The organism is Komagataeibacter sp. FXV3 (genome assembly GCF_015155755.1).
Lineage (GTDB): Bacteria > Pseudomonadota > Alphaproteobacteria > Acetobacterales > Acetobacteraceae > Komagataeibacter.
In genome coordinates this window covers 13,291-30,746 of the sequence record NZ_VWPI01000071.1, presented here as the reverse complement: position 1 = coordinate 30,746, position 17,456 = coordinate 13,291, and the positions used below count along the sequence as shown (strand labels likewise).

Here is a 17,456-nt window from a genome sequence, read left to right as displayed (position 1 = left end):
GGGTGGGGGGACGTGCGCGTGCCAGCCTGCTGTTGCCGGGGTGTCCGCCATCGCCTGCGGAGGTACTCGACGCCCTGATCCGCTGGCGCATGCAGGGCGAAGATGGGCTATCTGCATAATATAAAAAAGGATAAAAGTTTCCGGGTGCCACCCTTTTTCAAAAAGGCGGCGTTTCCTGAAGCTTTATCAGTTTGCAGGCGCGGCCACGGGCTGGTCATCGCTTTCCTGCAGGGCCTCGGCCTCACGCCGCAGGCGGTGGAAGCTCCGCCTGCTGATGGGCAGCAGCAGGATGTAGATGATCCCGGCGGCTGCAAGCGCGCCCCACGGTTCGGCCACCAGAACGGCGGCATAGGCCCCCGTGCCCAGCATGGTGGGCAGGATCATGGGGGACGGGACCTTGAAGTTCTTGAATGACCAGACCGGCAGGGTCGAGACCAGCAGGAAGGCCGTGCCACTGAGCGTCAGGGCGGGCAGGAGCGGGTCGCGCGTCAGTTCATACAGCCAGTCACAATGCAGGTGCTGTGCCTCCAGCCCCAGAAAGAGCGGGAACAGCGCCAGCCCCGCACCCGCAGGGGCCGGGACGCCGGTAAAGAAGTTGCTGGCGTATTTGGGCTGGTTGGCGTCGTCATCCAGACTGGCGTTGAACCGCGCCAGACGCAGCGCCATGCAGACCGTGAACATGATGCACGGGATGTAGCCGAAACGGCCGCCTTCATGCAGCGCCCACAGATACAGCACGAAAGCCGGGGCCACGCCAAAGCACAGGAAATCCGACAGGCTGTCGAATTCCGCCCCGAAACGGCTGGTGCCGCGCAGCAGGCGCGCAATGCGGCCATCCAGCCCGTCAATGCAGGCGGCGATCAGCAGCGCGGTGGCGGCACTGCCAAAACGTTCCTCCAGCCCGAAGCGCATGCCCGTCAGGCCCGCGCACAGGCCCAGCATGGTCATGAGGTTGGGGATCATCCGGTTGAACGACAGGCCCCGGACGCGGGGGCGCTGGCGTTTTTTCAACCGTCGCGTGCGGCGTGCCGGTGTGGTGGGAGGGGCGGCCATGCCGGACTAAAGCCGCGCCATCACGGTTTCGCCACCAATCATGGTCTGACCGACCTCAACCAGCGGCGTGACATCGGGCGGCAGGTACAGGTCGGTGCGCGAGCCAAAGCGGATCAGGCCGAACCGTTCGCCGGTTTCGTACTGCATGCCTTCCTCGGCATCGCACAGGATGCGGCGCGCGATCAGCCCCGCGATCTGGACCACGGCAACCTGCCGGCCATCCTTCAGCGTCACGCGCAGCGCATTGCGTTCGTTCAGTTCGGATGCCTTGTCCAGGCTGGCATTCAGGAACTGCCCGGCATGGTAGGCGATCCGTGTCACCGTGCCCGCGACCGGCATGCGGTTCACATGCACGTCCAGAACCGACAGGAAGGTCGCAACCCGCCACACCGGGGCGTCGCCCATGTCCAGTTCCGGCGGGGGGGCCACTTTCTCAATCGACACGATGTGGCCGTCGGCAGGGGCGACCGCCAGATTCGGTTCGGCTGGTGTGACGCGTTCGGGGTCACGGAAGAAATACAGGCAGAAGCCAAAGAACAGGCCACTGGCCGTGCCAAGCCATCTGGTCACCCGGAACGGCAGCAGCCGACCGATGATGGCCCCGGCCCCCGACGCAAGGAGAAAAGGGCGCGCGGCCGGGTGCGGCGGGGCGATGACGAGCTTGAGGGATTGAATCAGCGACATGGGATAATGTTCATGGAGATTTCGGTAAAATTGGTCAAGTATTCTGCATATCGCGTGGTTGCCGACGTGGCGTGGTATTTCGTGAAAAAACCCGTGCCTGCCGCAGGCGCAGCCCCGACGGTACCAGTGTCGCGGGGCGCGCGGGCACGGCGGCGTATATGTCCTTCACCGCTTCGATCATGCACACTCCGCCCAGTCGGGGGAACAGGTTGCGGCCCGTCCATTCCACCATGCGGACCGGGCCTGCGGGGCATGGCCCGGCGGGCGGGACATACAGCGCGTCTTCATGGCGCTGCGCCTGAAAACACGCATTGGCCAGCCAGCGCGTGATCTGCCGGCGTGAAAATGGCGTGCCCTGCCCGAAGGGGGAATTGTCGGTATGCGCCCACAGCCCCGCCCGGTTGGGCACGACCAGCAGCAGCCGCCCGTCATCCTTCAGGATTTTCCAGACCTGCCGCAGCAGGCTGTTCTTGTCCTCGCTGACCTCCAGCGCATGGATCATCACGATGCGGTCGAACTTCAGGTCATCGAATGGCAGGTGCGTGCCACTTACGATACAGTCACGCCCATGCCATGGCAGCGCATCGCGCGTGACGTGCGTGTCCAGCCGCGCCGACATGCACGGCCTGTCGGGCCGGTCCCACAGCGGCAGGAAAGGCAGCGCGTACCCAAGGCCAAGCGTATGCCCCTGCGTGGCATCGGGCCAGAAGGTGGCCATGCGCTGGCACAGCAGGCGGGCAGCCGCCTGACCCCGGCGGGTGGCATAGAAACTTGCGGCGGTGTGCATGTTCGCTGGCATTGGTACACACTAGCATACCCCGCTGCCCGGGCCATCACGTCATGTCGGGCATTCAGGCCATGCAACCGGAGTAATGGAGGACAGCCATGACGCAGAATTTCGATATAAAGGCGATTCCCATCCTGTCGGACAATTATGCCTGGTTCGTGCATGATGGCGTAACAGGGGCGGCCGGCATGGTTGACCCGGCGCAGGAAGCCCCCCTGATTGCCGCCATCGACGCAGCGGGGGGCAGGCTGGACCTGATTTTCCTGACCCACCACCATGCCGACCATATCGCGGCGGCTGATGCCCTGCGCCAGCGTTATGGCGCGAAGATCGTGGGACCGGCAGCAGAAGTCGCCCGGCTGCCCCGCCTTGATATCGCGGTGCGCGACGGGGATGTCGTGGCCCTGGGGCAGTCCCGGGCGCAGGTAATCGCAACACCGGGGCATACGGCGGGGGAGGTGTCGTATTATTTCCCCGACGGCCCGGCGCTGTTCTGTGGCGATACGCTGTTCAGCATGGGATGCGGGCGACTGTTCGAGGGTACGCCGGCCGATATGTTCGCCAGCCTGCAACGGATCAGGGCACTGCCTGATGACACGCTGATCTGCTGCGGGCATGAATATACCCAGTCCAATGCCCGTTTTGCGCTGCATGTCGACCCGGACAACATCGCGTTGAAAAAGCGTGCCGCACAGGTGGCCGACCTGCGACGCAGGGGGCTGCCCACGCTGCCGGTTCCCCTGTCGGTGGAATGTCTGACCAATCCCTTCCTGCGCGCGCCGGATGTGGCGACCCTGGCGCGGTTGCGCAGTGAAAAGGACAGTTTCTGACATACTACGTCATGTTTGCCGCGACCTGTGAAACGCGGGTGGTTACGTCTGCGTTTTACAGGCATGAAAAGCGGGATTCATGGCGGGGCATGCGGCAGAAATGGCCATCATCCGGGCATGGCCCGACCATGCGGATGGGGAAAGGGAACCGGATGGCGGTATTGTTTTCCCGTCCGCAATCACAATTAATGATCCGGCTCATGGCCAGCCCCTGATATTATGACATAATGCTGGCTGTCTGGTGGTCATGGATGCAGGGACAGGCGCATGCCCCGCGCTGGATCCATGCCGCAAGGCTGGACGTGGCCAGGGGGTGGGTATGAAGGGGTCATGCCGGGGGAGACCCGACCGGTAAAACTCCATATCTGGCCTGCATGCACAATGTCTGGCCGGGATGGCCGCCATCTGGTGGGCGACGTCATGGCCCATCGGGGTGTTACGGGCCAGATCCATGCGAAAGGAAGGCATTTGTCGGTATCTTCTGTCCCGGTAATCATCAAGAAATACGCCAATCGGCGGCTGTACGATACCGAGCTTTCGGCCTATATCACCCTTGAAAACCTGATGGACATGGTCAAGCAGGACCGTGCCTTCGTTATTCTGGATGCCCGCACGGGTGATGACATAACCCGTGGCGTGCTGGCGCAGGTCATGCTGGAAGAGGAAACCCGCGGGCGGGCCATGCTGCCGGTTGCCTTCCTGCGCCAGCTTATCCGCTGTTATGGCGATAGCAGGCAGGGTGAGGTATCCGATTACCTAGAACGCATGATGGCCGAATTTATGGACCGGCAGCCCCCTTCCGCGACACCGGATGGACTGGAACAACTGGGGACGGAAAACGCTGCGGTGGTGCGGCAGGCCATGTCCCTGTTCACTTCCCTTTATGCCGTGGAACGGGTGGGTAACCGGACGGTGGAAAACCTGCTGCAGGAAATCATGGACCTGCGCCAGCAGGTGGCGGTGCTACAGGATCGCCATGGAGAAGCATCGAATGGAAAGGGTGGCCGCTGAGCCTGCCTTGCGGATGGGAAAGCCTGCTTTCCCTTAGACAATAAAAGTTTTTTGGGTGCCCCCTTTTTTCAAAACGGCGGCGTTTTGCGAATCTTTGTGAAAAAAGATTCGCCAAAAACTTTTATCTATCAATCAATTGGTCTTTTGAGCGGGATCAGCCGGGGCTGCCTGCGCGGGCACTGGCAGCCCGTGACCGGTGCACAGTTGCCGCCACGCCTGACCAATGGCGGGCAGCAGTTGCGCCCGCCGCAGCCCTGCGGGCAGGGGCGCGCCCACAACGATATGGATCGTGCCCGGACGTTTCAGCAGACTGCCGGGTTTCCAGTACAGCCCCGCATCCGTCGCCACGGGAATGACCGGCAGCCCGGTATGGGTGGCAAGGGCGGCAATGCCGGGCTGCAGGCTGATGGGGGCACCGGGGACCGTGCGCGTGCCTTCGGGAAAGATGATGATCTGCCGTCCGTCGGCCACCGCCGCGTCGGTTGCGGCCAGCAGGGCGCGCAGGGCCTTTGCCTTGCCATCCCGGTCCACCGGGATCATGCCGCTCAGCCGCAGCATGGGACCGACCAGCGGTATGCGCTCCAGTTCGCGCTTCATGACATAGGTCGGGCGCGGCACAAGGTTCATCCAGACGAGGGTGTCGAATTCGGACTGGTGCTGGCACGCCAGCAGGCACGGCCCGGCAGGCAGGTGCTCCATGCCGCTGACCTTTATGTCAATCCGGCAGATACGTTGCAGCCCCCGCAGGGTCAGCCCCGTCCATACCTTGGCATAGGCCAGCGCCCGTCCGGGTGCGAACAGCCGGATGGGAAAGGCCAGAATGCCCATGATGATGGTCAGCAGCAGGAAATACAGGTTGAAGGCAAACGCGCGCAGTACTGTCATCACGAACGGGTCCATCAGTATGAATGGGTTTTCCTAACACCAGAAAACCGGCGTCAGGACAAGCGGCGACCCGGTATTCAGCCCATGACGGGCGGTGCGCCGGGGCGGGTGTCGGTATGGTTGATCAGGCCGTGCAGTGGCCGCGTCAGGCGCGCGACATCAAGGCAGGCCAGCAGCCATTTGTCATATTCCGTCACCATAAGCCGCATGGTGGCGGGATGCAGCAGGTGCTGCAGCGCGGGTGAGCGGATCGGGTAACCATACAGCCGCACATCGGGCACCGTGCGCCTGATTTCCATCATGGCGCGGCGGATATGGTACCCCGCCGTCACCACGACCAGACTATGGATATGGTAGGCCCGTACCCAGGCCGCCGTTTCATCTGCATTGCCCAGCGTGGATGTGGCGCTGTGGCCCAGTGTCGTGCGCATCCATAACGCCAGTGGCGTGGGCTGTGGCTGGTGGCGCAGGAAATCGCCCAGCGTCGCATGCAGGTCCACGCCGGAAATCAGCAGCCGGTCCGCGTCGCCTTCCGCCAGCAGGCGCAGGGATTCATCAATCCGGCCGTGTCCGCCCGTCAGTGCCACGATCCCGTCCACATGCGGCGGCCGCGCGGGGGGGCGCATGGCGTCACGGGTAAACCATGCCAGTCCCGCCATCCATGCCAGCAGGGTGGCCAGTACGCCCGTGGCCAGCAGCCTGCGGCGGAAGGGGGATGGTCGTCCGTTGCCGTGTGGCGGCCGTATCATGGCAGGCGGCGCAGCCATGCCCGCACGGTCAGCTGGGTTGTGACCCAGCCTGTCATGCCTGCCGCGGGCGGCAGCGCCAGCAGCATCCATAACAGCGCGTGCGGCACGATGTCCGCCCATGCGGCGGGATCGCGCCAGTCCATGGGGGCCGTGGCCTGCGCATCGGTCACGGCGGCAAAGGGAGCGGCCAGATGCGACATGGCCAGCAGCATGGGCAATGCCGCAAGACTGCCCCCAAGCCCCCCCACCAGCGCCAGCAGTCCCACGCGCGATGCGAACCGCCCGGAAATATAGCTGTCCATCGCCCCCAGTGAGTGGATCAGCGCAATGGCCTGCCGCCGGGTCTGCAGTCCCGCGCGCGTCGCGGCCATGACCACGCACACCGCCACCGTCATCACGATCATTACGGACAGCAGCGCACAGGCCTGCAGGCTGGCAGCCAGGGCTGCCAGCCGGTCGCTCCATACACTGTCATGTTCAACCATCACGCCGGGGGCAATGGCTTCCAGTCGGGGCAGCAGGGGCGGCATCGGGTCCTGTCCGGCTGTCGTATGCACCTCGATCACGGCGGGCAGGGGCAGGGACGCGTCCCCCGTCTGCTCGATCCATGGGGCCAGCAGGCTGCGCAGTTCCGCGTCACTTAGACGGTGCGCCGTGATGATGCCGGGGGCATGGGCCAGAATGTCCTGCACGGCCGCGATCCGTGTGCCCGTGCCGGCCGCCGGGTCATCGGGGCCGGGCACCTGCACGGTCGTGACCGCCCCTGCGCCATGGGTCCAGCGCTGCGACAGGCCATGTGCCGCAATCCCCCCCGCCAGCGCCAGCGCGGCAAGAAAGGACATGGCCGCGACGAGGAAGGGCAGGAACTGCCCCGGCAAGGCCTGATGCAGGGCCAGCCCGTCATGATAGCGCCTGCGTGCCATCAGCGGTAATCCCGCACCATGTGGCCATGCGCCAGTTCAATGGCGGGGGCGGGATATTTTTCCACGATCGCGTCGTTATGGGTAGCCACCACGATGGTCGTGCCCAGTTCCGCCAGCCGGTGGAACATGGCCATGAGACGCCCCGCCTGCCGTTCATCCAGCGCGTTGGTCGGTTCATCCGCCAGAAGCAGGGCGGGACGGTAGATCACCGCGCGCGCGATCGCGACCCGCTGCTGCTCGCCGCCCGAAAGCTGCAGCGGCCGCGCGTCCAGACGGTTTTCCAGCCCGACCCATTTCATGATGGCGTGCACCTCATGGGCGATCTCGTCTTCCGCGCGGTGCTGCAGGCGCAGCGGGAGGGCGACGTTGTCAAACACGCTGAGGTCGGGCAGCAGCCGGAAATCCTGCCACACCGTCCCGATGCGGCGGCGCAGGCGCGCAAGACTGCTGCGCCGCGCCTGCATGACCGGCACGCCCAGTATTTCCACCATCCCGGCACTGGCCTGCACTTCCAGCGACAGGATGGACAGCAGCGACGACTTGCCCGCACCCGACGGGCCAAGCAGCCAGCGGAATTCACCCTGCGGCACATCAAGGCTGATATGTGACAGCGCGGCCACCCCGGCATTGCCGCCATGGGCGTAACTGACATCATGCAGGCGGAACATGCGGGCGGCCCTGCCTGTCTTTACATGGTGCGCGCGGCAATGGTGGACAGCGTGGCGCACAGCGCCGCCGCCGCCATGAGCAGCAGCCCGTCAAAGACCAGCGAGGAGGGGGTCAGCAGGTGGGATCCCACCTCCAGATGGTCGGGAATGGAATGCGTGACATGCGCGATCATGTCGCGTGTCTGCGGGTCGTTGCCCACGGCGCCGTTCACGATCCCGATGATATGGGGCAGCGCGCTCCACCCGATGCCAAGGATCAGGACCAGGGGGGCGACCAGTTCCGATACCTGCTGCACCAGATAGAACAGGAAGTAGAAAACCGACCATACCGCCAGCCGCACGATACGCGGCATATTCATCCCGCCCGCAGCACTGGTGGCAGGGGGCAGCGTGCGATCATGCTGCTGGTTGGAAAAGGGACTGTCCATTAAAACAAGACTCCGGTCATGGGTGCTGCTTCCCCGGATTGTTGGAAACGCATTCCAGACCGAGGTAGCGACCGCTTGTATTAAATGCAAACTTCTGCCTTGTGCATATGGGAAACAGCAGGTGCGCCGTCGCTAATGGATAACGCCACGCCACAGCAGGGTAAGGGATATGGATCGGGCCGGCCGCCGTTGCCGCCCGTCATGATCTTTCGCGTCGGTTCGCGGCAGTATGGCCTGCCCGCGGGCCTTGTGGTCAGGGAATGCATGCCCGTGCCCGAACTCATGCCGGTGGCCGTGGCGCTGCCGCATGTATCGGGCTGGTTCCGGCTGGGGGCGGCCATGGTGGTGGTGATCGACCTTGGCGTGCTGCTGGGGGAACGCACGCAGGCGGTGCGCCAGCCTGTTGACCTGCTGTACTGCCCGCTGCTGCTGTGCAACCTGCCCGGCGGGGGCAGCGTGGCCCTGCTGGTGGATGCGGTGTGCGCGGTCACGCGGCAGCCCGCCCCCGTTGCCCCTGCCACGGTTGACGGTGACATGGCAGGGGGGACGGACGCCGGGCGGGAACTGGAACTTGCGGATGGTGGCATTGCATTCATGCTGCGCATGACCGACATCATCAATGATGATGAACGCATGCGGCTGGACACCCTGATGGAACGTACCCGTGCGCGCGCCACCCTGTGGGCCGCGATCGATACACCGCAACCCGACATGCCCGGCGACGGGCATGGGGAAGGACGTTCATGACAGGACCGGCAGCCTTTCCCCCCGCGGGCCTGCGGCGCCTGCTCAATGCGGTGACCCGCCGCACGGGGCTGCATTACTACATGGACAAGGCCGATCTGCTGGAACAGGTGGTGGGCGCGCGCATGGCGCTGCATGGCTTTCGTACCTGCCATGACTACCTTGCCCTGCTGGCCGATGGGGCGCGGGGCGACAGGGAATGGCGGGAACTTGAATCCGCCATCACCATAGGGGAGACGTTTTTCTTCCGGTATGCCGAACAGTTCGCGGCCCTTGAACGCACCATCCTGCCGCAATTGATCCGCCGGGCTGCCGCCACGCGCCACCTGCGGATATGGAGTGTCGGCTGTTCCAACGGGGCCGAACCCTATTCCATCGCCATTCTGCTGACGCGCCTGCTGGAGGAAGCGGGGATGAACCCCGCTGACTGGCATATCGAAATCCTGGGCACCGATATCAGTACCCGCGCCCTGGAACAGGCGCGTCAGGCCGAATTCAGCGCATGGACCCTGCGTGACATAGCGCCCGCGCAGTGTGCCGCGTGGTTCACCCCCGTCAGTCCCCGGATATGGCGGCTGCATGAATGCTATCGCCGCATGGTCCGCTTCCGTTACGGCAATGTCCTTGACCTGCTGCGGCCTGATGGCGGGCCGCCGGGGCCATTCGACCTGATCCTGTGCCGCAACGTGCTGATCTATTTCGCGCAGGCACAGGCACAGGCACTGGTCCATGCCATGGCGGGCCGACTTGCGCCCCAGGGCTGGATCCTGCTGGGGCATTCCGAACCCGTTTCCTGTTTCGCGCCCAGCCTTGAAACCGTGCGCCTGCCTGGCACGCTGGCATTTCGCCGGCCCGCAAAGGCAGGTGGGGACGTGCCGGATGCGCCAGTCGCAGGCGATACGTCCCGGCGCAGGCCCACGCGCGCGCTTGTGCCCATGCCCGCCGTGGACAGCACGCCAGTCGCTGCCGAAATCCGGCAGATTGCGGATACGGGGCAGGTTCCGCTGGCCATGCGCATGTGCCGTGACCACCTGCTGCGCCACCCCATGGATACCCGCATCCATTTCCTGTTTGCCGTGCTGGCATGGGGTGAAGGCAGCCTGCTGCAGGCCGAGGAATCGTTCCGCCGGGTTATTTACCTGTGCCGCGACCATGTCATGGCGCGCTGCTACCTTGCCCGCCTTTTGGAAGATGCGGGCGGATGGGTGGAGGCAAACCGGCTGCGCCTGCAGATGATGGAACTGGCCCGCCGCTGCCCGCCCGCTACCGTGCTGCCCGATGGGGATGGCATGACGGCGGGGGGCCTGCTGCGTCTGGCCCGACAGGCCAGTGAGGCCCCGGCAATCCGTCATGCACAGGTGACATCGTGACGGAAAACCACGACATCACGCCACCATCCGGCAGGGATGCCTTCGCCCGCCGGGTATTGCACGAACGCGCGCAGATCATGGCCGCGCGCGGGCAGGAACACACAGGGGCTGCAGCGGGGCGGCTGCTGGTCATGCTGGACCTTGCGGGGCAGGCCTGCGGGGTGGACCTGCATGCCGTGCTGCGCGTGACCGATCCGGTCTGGAGTGATATGCCCCGCAGGCCCGACTGCCCACCCGGCGTGCGCGGCGTGCATGGCTATCAGGCTGACCTGTATACCGTATTCGACCTTTCGGTCCTGCTGGGCGGCGCACCGCTGGAGGCGCCCGGCGTGATGCTGCTGCTGCGGTCGGTTTCCAGCATTCCGCTGGGGCGCATCGGCCTGCTGGCCAGTGGTGCCGCGGGTACCGTGGAAATCACGGGCACGCCCACGCCGCTGACGCCTTCGGGCTTTCCACAGGCCAGCCTGCCCGATGGGCGCAGCCTGACCGTCATTGATCCCGCGCGCCTGTTTTCTTCCCGTTATGTCGGAGTGTGAAGTACCGTGACAATCGCCAATCGCCTGCTGTTCGGCTTCATGGTCGGTGTCCTGCTGATGGTATCGCTGGGTATCTACGCGCTGGGACAGATCCGGGAGGTGCGTGATGAAATGACGATCATCGTCACGCGCGACCTGTCGGTCTATCGTGAACTGACGCATATCCGCGCCAATGAAAACGACCTTGTCGCCCGGAGGCTTGCCATCCTTGCGCATTATTACGCGCATGATTTCGAAACCGCCCCCACCGTACTGGAAGACGCCATAGCCGGATGGGATGAAAAGGCGCGCGACGCGGACAGGCTGCTGGCGGGCGTGCTGTCGCGCGCGGAGGAAGGGGGCAGGCTGGCCCGCAGCGACGACCAGCGCGAGATGTTCAATACCGTCGCCAGCCAGTTGCGGGATATTTCCGCGCAGTTCCAGATGGATACGCGTGGCGCGGCCATGCTGTTCCAGGCCATACGCGCGGGCAATGACGCGGGCGTGCGCGAACAGGCATCGCGTATCGACAACCGCGAACAGTCGATAGACCTGCTGGTGGGGCGGGCGGCGTCCCTGCTGGATCACGGGGTGCAGGTGGCCGAAACGCAGGGGGCGGCATCATATGATTACAGCCGCCGTTCGCTGGCCATCGGCATGGCGGGGGCAGTTGTCGTGGCCCTGATCGTGACTTTCTGGACGCGGCGGTCGATCATGGAACCGATTTCGTCCATCATGCATGTGATGGAACGCGTGGGGCAGGGCGACCTTGCCACCCGCGCCAAGGTGGGCGGCATGGGCGAGGACCGTGACGAGGTCGCCCGCCTGGCCGCCGGCCTGAACCGCATGATTGACGGCCTGCGGGAAATCGCGCGCCAGAGCGGGGAAGTCACGCAGAACCTTGACGCCGCCGTGGCCGAAATCCGCGCTTCCACCCAGCAGCAGGCCGCAAGCGTGGAGGAACAGTTCGCCGCAGTACAGGAAACAGCGGCCACCGTGGATGAAATCACCCATTCGGGTGCCCAGATCAGCAAGCGCGCGCGTGAGGTGATTTCCTCGGCGGAGGTGATCGTCCACAGTTCCGCAAGCGGTCTGGAAGCGGTGGAGGAAACGGCCCGCGCCATGGCCCATACCCATGACGGGGCGGAAGCCGTGGCGTCGAACATCGTGGCCCTGTCCGAACGGACCGAGGCGATCAGCGAAATCATCGCGTCCGTCAATGACCTGTCCGAACGCTCCCACCTGCTGGCGCTGAATGCCGCGATCGAGGCAGCCGCGGCGGGCGAGCACGGGCGGTCGTTTGCCGTGGTGGCGGCGGAAATGAAGATCCTCGCCGACCAGTCGCGCGATGCGACGCAGAACGTACGCGCCATCCTTGGTGACATCCAGCGCGGCATCAACACCTCCGTCATGCTGACGGAGGAAGCGGTCAAGCGTGTCTCGGCGGGGAAGGAACGCACCGACATCGCCTACCGCACCATCGAACGCATGACCGGCGGGATCGAGGAAGGCGTGCATGCCTTCCAGCAGATCGTGGCGTCAACCAACCAGCAGCAGATCGGCATTGAACAGGTCATGACCGCGCTGCAGAGCATCCGACAGGCCAGCCAGCAGACATCGGCGGGCACCCGCAACCTGGAGGTCTCGGCCAGCAACCTTGGCAAGCTGTCAAAACAGCTTCTGACCATTTCCGCCCGTTACCAGACCTGACGGCCGGGCCGTGGACACCCTTCGCGACGAACTTCTGGCGGTATTCGATGCGGAATACCGCGACCACCTGCGTGTGATCCGCGGTATCGTGGCCACCGGCTGCACGGATGCGCAGGGGCTGGCGGAAATCTTCCGGCGTGTCCACTCGCTCAAGGGGGCGGCGCGCGCGGTGGAACTGCCGGTGGTCGAAGGGGTGGCCCACGCGCTGGAAAACCGCCTGTCGGCCCTGCAGGCGACCCGTGCCCTGCCGGATGAAGCCGATCTGAAGGCGATTACCGATACACTTGATGAGGTGGACCTGCTGATGACCGCCGCCCCGGCGGGGGCGGACGTCCATGCGCCGGATGAGGAGGCACCCGCCACCACGGCCATGGAAAACCCGGCCTATGTACAGGTGCCTGTCGCACGGCTCGATGCGCTGGCCTCGGCGGTGCATGACCTTATGTCCGTGGCTGAACGGCATGAGCGGCTATGGGCGCAGGTGATGGATCTGCTTGATGAATCCCGTGCGGTCATGCACGCGCCCGAACGCATGCGCGCCGATCCCGTGGCCGAATTCGCGCGCATGACGCGCAGGCTCATGACGGTGGGGCGCGAGCGTGAACTCATGTCCGGGCAGATCGACCGCGCATTGCTGCGACTGGGGGAGGAAGTCCATGCGGTGACCCTCGTGCCCGCCGAAAGCGTGTTCGGCTCCCTTGCCGCCATGGCCCGGCGCATCGCACGCGAACATGGGGGGCCGGATGCGGGGGTGGAGGTACACATGTACGGCATGGAGGTCCAGACCGAACGCCGTGTGATGCAGGCCCTGCGCGACCCGGTGGTCCATCTTGTGCGCAACGCCATCGTGCACGGGCATGAAAGCCGTGCCCAGCGGTTGAAGGAAGGCAAGTCCGAACGCCTGAACATTACCATCGCCGTCACCCTGACGGGCGTGCGGCTGCAGGTTGCGGTCAGTGATGACGGGCGTGGTCCCGACCTGCAGGCCATCGCCGCGCGGGCCGCGGGGCAGGGGCTGGTCCATGCCGATGCGCCGCTGGATGCGCGGCAGTTGCTGGCGCGCGTGTTCGAACCGGGTTTTTCCACGCGCGGGCAGGCCGATAAGCTGGCCGGGCGCGGGGTTGGCCTGTCGGTGGTGGCCGAAGCCGCGCGCGCCCTGCATGGCACCGTGCGCATGGAACAGCGCCAGCCCGCGGGCACGACCGTCACCCTGACCGTGCCGGTGTCCCAGCGCCAGCGCACCGTGCTGCTGGTGGAAAATGCCGGGCAGTCGCTTGGCCTGCCCGGACGCGTGATCCGCCACCTGCTGCGGGTGCGGCGTGATGAGATCCGGCTGCTCAATGGCGCGCCCTTCGCCGTGGTGCCGCATCCCCATGGCGGCACGCATCCTGCGGCCGGCCAGGCCAGGAAACAGGCCGAGGACCTGGTGCCGCTGGTGCCGCTGCGGGCCTTCGTGGGGGATGAGAACGCGCCACTGCCCGTGCGCGATGGCGCGGTCAGCGTCGTGGTGATGGAGGTGGATGGCGTGCGCTGCGGCTTTGCGGTGGAACGCATGGTGGATGTACGCACGCTGCTGGTGTCGGATGCGACCGCCGTGGGGCTGGATAGTGAACTGGTGCCCGGCATCGCCTGGCAGCGCGAGGACCAGCCGGTTTTCATCCTCAGCCCCGACCGGCTGTTCGCGCGCTGGCGGCTGCGGGGCAATGGCGACGGCGTCTGTTTCAGTGACGTGGATGAAGCCGCCCCCGTGGTGCCCGTGCGCCATGCGCCGCTGGTCATGGTGGTGGATGATTCGATCACGACCCGGACACTGCAGAAAACCATATTGCAGTCCCATGGTTACGATGTCTGCCTTGCGGTGGATGGGGAGGAAGCGCTGGCGATGCTCCAGCAGTCCTCGCGGCATGTGGATGTTGTGGTGACGGATGTTGAAATGCCGCGCATGGATGGCTTCGCCCTGTTGGCGGCCATGCGGGCCGACCCCCATCTGTCGGGCATACCGGTTGTGCTGATGACATCGCGTGATGAGGGGGATGACGTGCGCCGGGGCATGGAAGGGGGTGCGCGCGCCTACCTGACCAAACAGAAATTCGATCAGGGTGAACTGATCGATACCATAAAGGGGCTGTTGTGAACGATATGACGCCCCAGGCCCCGCGCCGCGTGCTGATCGTGGAGGATTCGGCGGTGCTGCGCCACCTGCTGATGCGCGTGGTGGCGGGCGACCCGCGTCTGGAACTGGTGGAGGCCGTGGAAACGGCGGAGGAGGCGCTGCGCCTTGTCCCGCGCCTGCGCCCCGATGTGATTTCCATGGATATCTGCCTGCCCGGCATGGACGGGCTGGAAGCGACCCGGCAGATCATGGCGCATTTCCCAACCCCCATCGTGATCGTCAGTGACACTGTCGGCGCGCAGGCGACGCAGGTTTCCATGAATGCCCTGCGATCGGGGGCGCTGTCGGTGATCGAGAAGCCGCAGGGCCTGTCGGGCACCGCAGGTGCGGCCGTGGCGCAGGGGATCGCCACACAGCTGTATATCATGAGTCAGGTGCCCGTGATCCGCCGCCGCCTGATGCAGGCCGAACCCTTCCGGCACAAGGGCATGTGGACGCGCCCGCTGGAAATCCGCCCGCGCATCCTTGCCCTTGCGGCATCCACCGGGGGGCCTACGGCCTTTGCCCGCGTGCTGGGTGACCTGCCGGCGGATTTCGCGCTGCCGGTGGTGCTGGTGCAGCATATGGGCCAGTCGTTCATGGAAGGGTTCGCGGCCTGGCTGGACCAGCATGTGGCCCTGCCGGTCATGCTGGCGCAGCACGGCATGCCGCTGGAACGCGGCCGGGTGCTGGTGGCGCCGGGCAACCGGCACATGACGGTCGGCCCGCGCGGCGATGTGCTGCTGCATGATGATGCACTGGTGCAGGGGCAGCGGCCATCGGCCGACGTGCTGTTTTCTTCCGTGGCCCGCGTGTTTGGCGCGGACAGCCTTGGCGTGCTGCTGACCGGCATGGGTGAAGACGGCGTGGAGGGGCTGGGCCGTATCCGTGGTGCCGGTGGCTATACCATTGTCGAGGATCGCAGTACCGCCGTCATCCATGGCATGCCCGGCGCCGCCGAACGCGCGGGGGCTGCGTGCATAAGCCTGCCGGTGCATGAAATCACCCCGCATATTCTCCGGATCGTGGCAGGTGGCCAGATCCCTTCCGAAGACCCCCTGGCAGGATGATGACGCACCGATGCCGCTGACTGACCAACAGGACCATGCCGACACCCTGCTGCTGGTGGAGGATTCGGACACGCAGGCCCTGCGTATCCGCCGCATGCTGGAAGGCCACGGCTTTCACGTCCACCGCGTGGCCAGCGGGGAAGAAGCACTCGATACCCTTGATGAACGTCTGCCGGGGCTGGTGATTGCCGATTACCACCTGCCGGGCATGAATGGCGGGCAACTGGCCCGCCAGCTGCGCATGAACGCGGTCACGCGCACCATTCCCGTCCTGATCCTGACGGAAGGGATCGAACCGGGGCTGGAACGCGAGGGGCTGGAAAGCGGGGCGGATGCCTATATCCCCAAATCATCCGATCCCGCACTGATCGTTTTCCGTATCCGCGCGCTGCTGCGTGAACATGCGGCGCATGCGCCATCCCTCCTGCCGCAGCGCGTGTTCCGCCGCGCGCGGATCATGGTCATCGCCCCCGAACCGGCCCACCGGCGCGCGGTGCCCGAACTGATCGACCAGTTGCGGCGTGACGGGCATATCGTCACCCTGTGCCCGGACCCGTCCCGGCTCAGGCCATCGCTGCTGCATGATCCCGACCATGTGCCCGACTGCGTGGTGATCGATCTGGCCTGCCGGGAATTCGACGGGCTGGAGGTGTGCCGCAAACTTGATGAATGGCGGCAGGAGGACCTGCTGTCGGGCAACGTGCCGCCGCGTATCCTGGGGGTGGATGGCGCGCCCCGGCCCGATGCGAAGGAGTTTTCGGCCCGCGTGTTCGAGGCGGGGATAGACGACCTTGTCTCGCGCGATGTGGGGCCTGCGGCGCTGGCGCTGCGCATCCGCGTGCTGGTGCGCCGCAAGCTTTTGCAGGATGACGTGCGCCGCATCGAGGTCGAGCGTCAGGCGCGTGAGATCGCGGTCAAGAGCGCACGGGCGGAGGCTGCCGCCATCGCGTCCAAGGCATCGCTGGCCGAGGCGCTGGAACAGGCCAACCGCGAACTGGCCGACGCCAACCGCAAGCTGATCGAGACGCAGGGCAAGCTGGTGCAGACGGCCAAGATGGCGTCGCTGGGTGAACTGGTGGCGGGCATCGCGCATGAAATCAACAACCCGCTGGCCTTCATCCTTGCGCACAAGGACACGGTGGCGCGCGGGCTGGACCGCGTGATCGGGATGGAAGCCGCCTGCACCGATCCCGACCATGACGACCGGGCCGCGATCCTGAACAAATGCCGCGACCGGGTGGGGTCCATGAACATGGGGCTGCGGCGGATCCAGAACCTTGTGCTGAACCTGCGCAAATTCTCGCGCCTGGATGAAGGGCTGTTCCAGCTGATCGACGTGCCCGAGGCACTGGAAACCGTCATGGCGCTGCTGACACAGAAGCTGGGCAGCGGCATTGTGGTCAGGCGCCGGTACGAAGCGCCGGACCGGCTGTACTGTCAGGCGGCGCTGCTCAATCAGGTCATCATGAATATTATCAGCAATGCGGCCGATGCAATTCTTGCCGCTCAGCCTGATGATATGTCTGTCCGTGGCGGGATCGCGGAAGGGGAAATCGATATCCACACGTTCCTTGCGCATAATGGCGATGGGCGGGACAGCTATGTCTTTGTCATTACCGACAGCGGCCCCGGCATCGCCCCGGACGTGCAGGAACGTATTTTCGAGCCGTTTTTCACCACCAAGCCGGTCGGGGCGGGAACCGGGCTGGGGCTGGCGATCGCCTACAGCGTGGTGCAGGCCCATCAGGGCAGCCTGTCGGTTGGCAGCGCGCCGCAGGGCGGGGCGCGTTTCACCATTTCCGTGCCATGGAATCCCGGTCCGGGGAATGACGGACAGACAACCGCATCCCGGCCATTATCCGAACAAGCGCGCTGAG

At 65.3% G+C, this 17,456-nt stretch carries 17 protein-coding genes; 9 read left to right on the top strand and 8 right to left on the bottom strand.

Translation table 11 applies throughout. The annotated features are described in order from the left end of the window. Positions 1 to 186: 186 nt before the first annotated feature. Genes F1542_RS07195 through F1542_RS07185 form a run of 3 tightly spaced genes read right to left on the bottom strand, consistent with a single transcriptional unit; the run spans position 187 to position 2,524 of the window. Positions 187 to 1,053: a phosphatidylcholine/phosphatidylserine synthase gene (locus F1542_RS07195; protein ID WP_193732442.1), complete on the bottom strand. Its 867-nt coding sequence runs from the start codon at positions 1,051 to 1,053 to the stop codon at positions 187 to 189. A gap of 6 nt (positions 1,054 to 1,059) precedes the next feature. Continuing rightward, entirely contained in the window at positions 1,060 to 1,737 is a 678-nt protein-coding gene (locus tag F1542_RS07190; protein ID WP_010506572.1) for a phosphatidylserine decarboxylase, read from the bottom strand. A gap of 34 nt (positions 1,738 to 1,771) precedes the next feature. Beyond that, positions 1,772 to 2,524, bottom strand: a complete 753-nt coding sequence (locus F1542_RS07185) for a methyltransferase domain-containing protein (RefSeq protein WP_193732441.1) — start codon at positions 2,522 to 2,524, stop codon at positions 1,772 to 1,774. 98 nt (positions 2,525 to 2,622) lie between these two features. On the opposite strand from F1542_RS07185, the gene gloB reads away from it, so the two are divergent. Continuing rightward, entirely contained in the window at positions 2,623 to 3,354 is a 732-nt protein-coding gene (gene gloB / locus F1542_RS07180; RefSeq protein ID WP_193732440.1) for a hydroxyacylglutathione hydrolase, read from the top strand. A gap of 381 nt (positions 3,355 to 3,735) precedes the next feature. After that, a complete protein-coding gene (gene phaR / locus F1542_RS07175) occupies positions 3,736 to 4,365 on the top strand; it encodes a polyhydroxyalkanoate synthesis repressor PhaR (RefSeq protein WP_193732439.1) in 630 nt (209 codons plus the stop codon). Positions 4,366 to 4,497: 132 nt separating this feature from the next. Here phaR and F1542_RS07170 read toward each other — a convergent pair whose 3' ends face one another. From F1542_RS07170 to F1542_RS07150, 5 genes are all read right to left on the bottom strand, one after another. Continuing rightward, a complete protein-coding gene (locus tag F1542_RS07170) occupies positions 4,498 to 5,250 on the bottom strand; it encodes a lysophospholipid acyltransferase family protein (protein ID WP_408886243.1) in 753 nt (250 codons plus the stop codon). 77 nt (positions 5,251 to 5,327) lie between these two features. Then, positions 5,328 to 6,017 (bottom strand): YdcF family protein, encoded by a 690-nt coding sequence (locus F1542_RS07165; RefSeq protein ID WP_193732437.1) that lies wholly within the window; start codon positions 6,015 to 6,017, stop codon positions 5,328 to 5,330. Next, entirely contained in the window at positions 5,996 to 6,922 is a 927-nt protein-coding gene (locus tag F1542_RS07160; RefSeq protein WP_193732436.1) for an FtsX-like permease family protein, read from the bottom strand. Before F1542_RS07160 ends, F1542_RS07165 begins: the two co-directional genes overlap by 22 nt. After that, on the bottom strand, positions 6,922 to 7,590 hold the full coding sequence (locus tag F1542_RS07155; RefSeq protein WP_193732435.1) for a cell division ATP-binding protein FtsE: 669 nt from the start codon (positions 7,588 to 7,590) through the stop codon (positions 6,922 to 6,924). The genes F1542_RS07160 and F1542_RS07155 overlap by 1 nt, the downstream gene beginning before the upstream one ends. A 20-nt stretch (positions 7,591 to 7,610) precedes the next feature. Continuing rightward, positions 7,611 to 8,018, bottom strand: coding sequence for a hypothetical protein (locus tag F1542_RS07150; RefSeq protein ID WP_193732434.1), 408 nt, complete (start codon positions 8,016 to 8,018; stop codon positions 7,611 to 7,613). A gap of 135 nt (positions 8,019 to 8,153) precedes the next feature. Here F1542_RS07150 and F1542_RS07145 point away from each other — a divergent pair, with 135 nt between their 5' ends. From F1542_RS07145 to F1542_RS07115, 7 genes are read left to right on the top strand one after another with little or no spacing between them, the layout of a single operon-like run. Continuing rightward, positions 8,154 to 8,765 carry a chemotaxis protein CheW gene (locus tag F1542_RS07145; protein WP_193732433.1) on the top strand — a complete coding sequence of 204 codons (612 nt, stop codon included), beginning with the start codon at positions 8,154 to 8,156 and terminating at the stop codon, positions 8,763 to 8,765. Continuing rightward, positions 8,762 to 10,132 (top strand): protein-glutamate O-methyltransferase CheR, encoded by a 1,371-nt coding sequence (locus tag F1542_RS07140; protein WP_193732432.1) that lies wholly within the window; start codon positions 8,762 to 8,764, stop codon positions 10,130 to 10,132. The genes F1542_RS07145 and F1542_RS07140 overlap by 4 nt, the downstream gene beginning before the upstream one ends. After that, a complete protein-coding gene (locus F1542_RS07135; RefSeq protein ID WP_193732431.1) occupies positions 10,129 to 10,668 on the top strand; it encodes a chemotaxis protein CheW in 540 nt (179 codons plus the stop codon). The genes F1542_RS07140 and F1542_RS07135 overlap by 4 nt, the downstream gene beginning before the upstream one ends. 6 nt (positions 10,669 to 10,674) lie before the next feature. Beyond that, on the top strand, positions 10,675 to 12,357 hold the full coding sequence (locus F1542_RS07130; RefSeq protein ID WP_193732430.1) for a methyl-accepting chemotaxis protein: 1,683 nt from the start codon (positions 10,675 to 10,677) through the stop codon (positions 12,355 to 12,357). Positions 12,358 to 12,367: 10 nt separating this feature from the next. Then, on the top strand, positions 12,368 to 14,491 hold the full coding sequence (locus F1542_RS07125; protein ID WP_193732429.1) for a response regulator: 2,124 nt from the start codon (positions 12,368 to 12,370) through the stop codon (positions 14,489 to 14,491). Further along, on the top strand, positions 14,488 to 15,579 hold the full coding sequence (gene cheB / locus F1542_RS07120) for a chemotaxis-specific protein-glutamate methyltransferase CheB (RefSeq protein WP_193732428.1): 1,092 nt from the start codon (positions 14,488 to 14,490) through the stop codon (positions 15,577 to 15,579). Before F1542_RS07125 ends, cheB begins: the two co-directional genes overlap by 4 nt. Before the next feature lie 10 nt (positions 15,580 to 15,589). Then, on the top strand, positions 15,590 to 17,455 hold the full coding sequence (locus tag F1542_RS07115; protein WP_193732427.1) for a response regulator: 1,866 nt from the start codon (positions 15,590 to 15,592) through the stop codon (positions 17,453 to 17,455). The last annotated feature ends 1 nt before the right edge of the window (position 17,456 follow it).